This is a genomic window from Brachyspira sp., from assembly GCF_050873525.1.
Lineage (GTDB): Bacteria > Spirochaetota > Brachyspiria > Brachyspirales > Brachyspiraceae > Brachyspira.
Map to the genome: position 1 here is coordinate 1 of NZ_JBNMIZ010000334.1, position 1,583 is coordinate 1,583.

A 1,583-nucleotide genomic window follows, 5' to 3' on the forward strand; every position below is an offset into this window, starting at 1 on the left:
ATATAATTATTTACGATAATATTTTTTTTATTATTAGAATTTATATTATTAAATATTTTTATATTTTCAATTTTTGCAGATTCTTTAGTCAAATTAAAAATTTCTGTTTCTTTTATAATCTCGTTTGCCAAAGTTTTAAAATGCATTTTATAACTTATAATCGAGTTAGAAGTTTTTCTTAAAATATTATCATAGCATTCTATATTTTGATTATCGTTTAATCTTTTATATTTAAAATTTTCAAAAGTGTTTAATTTATTCTCGTTTAAAAAATCTAAAGCTACGGCGTTGGAATATTTTGAATGGCTTTTATCATTTAAATGACAAAAATCGCAACCCGCAAAAATTATATATTTAGGATTAAGAAAATTGGCAATTCTCAAAGCGGGCATTATTACGCTTCCTTCCATAGGAAAATAAATATTATTAGTATTTTCATGCGGATAAATAATTTTCTCAAAACTTTCATTATGCGAAAAATAAAATATTCTTTTTTTATCAATATTCGTAAGCGGAAAAGGATAAGTAGTGTGAGTGGTAAATATTGGCATTTCGGTTTTTATGGAATCGATTATATGAATAGAAGAATAAAATCCGCCGTCAGTTGAAACAATCGCATCCGCTTTTATATCATTTTTTATTAAAGTATTGAAAGCATGCGACAAAACTAAAATAAAATGAGTTTTTGAAAGTTCTTTAATTTCTTCAATATAATTATCAATGGAAGCTCCCGCCGATATTAAAAGCAGAGGAATTTTTTTATTCAAAATATTTTTATAAGTTTTAATCGAATAGCCTTTATTAAAACGCAAATTATAAATTATATTTCTTGCCCAAATCGGAGCGAAATAATAATTTGAAGTAAGCGACATCAATTTTTCTTTTATATTATTTATCAAAAGCGAATGAATATTGTCGTAATAATTTTTATTTTCCGCGTTTATATTCGATGCTCTTATATGTCTTATATAAATTATTTTTTTAATATCTTCTTCGGCTATATAAAAATTGAAAAAAGAAATTATATCTTCGATTTTTTCGTCTAATAAAATAATTACTCTTTTTAAATTTTTTGATTCTATATTTTCAAAAATCAATTTTACAATTTCAATATCTTTTTCTATTATTATCGCTTTGCTCTCTTCGTTTAATGATAAAAAATAATCAATATGATAAAAAGAAGCAATCGACAAAAATATTCCAATGCGGCTCGAACTTTCTTTTATATTTTGGTTTATTAATCTTTTCGCCTCTTCGAGTGGCGCGTAAGCGGAAGTTAAAGGTTTATCATTATAAATAACGGTTATCAGATTATCTTTATTTAATTTTATTTTGTATAAATCATTTTTTGTTTGATAATTTTTAAGTTTTTGGCATGCTCTTAAATTGTATTTATTTTTATTTAATTCTTCTATGTTTTTAATATAATTATTCATTATTCCTCATTTTTTAAGAATAAATTTTTTATAATAGTTTTTTTATTATATATTTTTTAGAAAAAATTTACTATTTTTAATTAAGTTGTTTTTGAGGAATAAAAAAGACACCGCAAATAAATACGATGCCTTAAAAAATTTATTCTA

General features: G+C 22.6%; 1 protein-coding gene. It reads right to left on the reverse strand.

The window, feature by feature from the left end; all coding sequences use genetic code 11:
• The coding region (locus ACR0QS_RS13155) for a motility associated factor glycosyltransferase family protein (protein ID WP_432633906.1) at positions 1–1,436 on the reverse strand (1,436 nt) is incomplete at its 3' end.
• Between the last annotated feature and the right edge of the window lie 147 nt (positions 1,437–1,583).